The organism is Vibrio sp. 03_296, assembly GCF_002265885.1.
In genome coordinates, this window is sequence record NZ_NPKW01000993.1 from 1 (window position 1) to 699 (window position 699).

1 pseudogene is annotated in these 699 nt (G+C 49.3%); it reads right to left on the reverse strand.

What is annotated here, in order from left to right:
* Window positions 1-628 (reverse strand): annotated as a pseudogene (locus tag CIK04_RS29390) (dicarboxylate/amino acid:cation symporter); the annotation flags it as partial.
* Window positions 629-699 lie beyond the last annotated feature (71 nt).

The following is a 699-nucleotide window of genomic DNA, read 5'->3' on the forward strand; positions in this document are numbered from 1 at the left end:
CAGTTTCGCCATCAAGAAGAACACGCCGTAAGGGGCTAGGTTCATCAGTAGCGCAACCAGCTTCATGATCACTCGTTAAGGTCAGAGAAGATCGCCGCAATGCGCTCACCGGTTTACCGGCTGCACTGATGGCAATACCAAACAACAGGGCGARGACGATCACTTGAAGCGTTTTGCCTTCGGCCATCGCACTGATTGGGTTGGTCGGGAACATATCGATGATCACTTGACCCAATGACGGTGCCTCTGCCGATTTGAACGAGCTTGCTGCGGTGAGATCTGCACCTGCCCCAGGTTGGAATACCGTACCCATGGTCAGAGCGAGCGTGATAGCAACGGCGGTGGTAGTGATGTAAAACGCCAGGGTTTACCACCATACGACCTAGGGTCGAGATATCTTAAGTGAGCTGTACCACAACAAGCGAAACAAAAATCAGTGGTACAACAAGCATTTTTAAGCTGGCAATAAAAGATTTTTACCGCCGACTTCAAAAAGTCCATTTACGATGTATGCGTCAACAAATCCATTGTCAGCAAATAGCGCGCGAATCGCGAATCCTGTCAAGATACCCGCAACCATGCCAAGAATTACACGGCCGGTTAGCGACATCGGTTTCTTGGTATTCATATGAACACTCCTTATAGTTATGCACCTTGAGTTCAGTTCAAGGGGAGCTGCAGGGTAGCAGTGTCCACTAA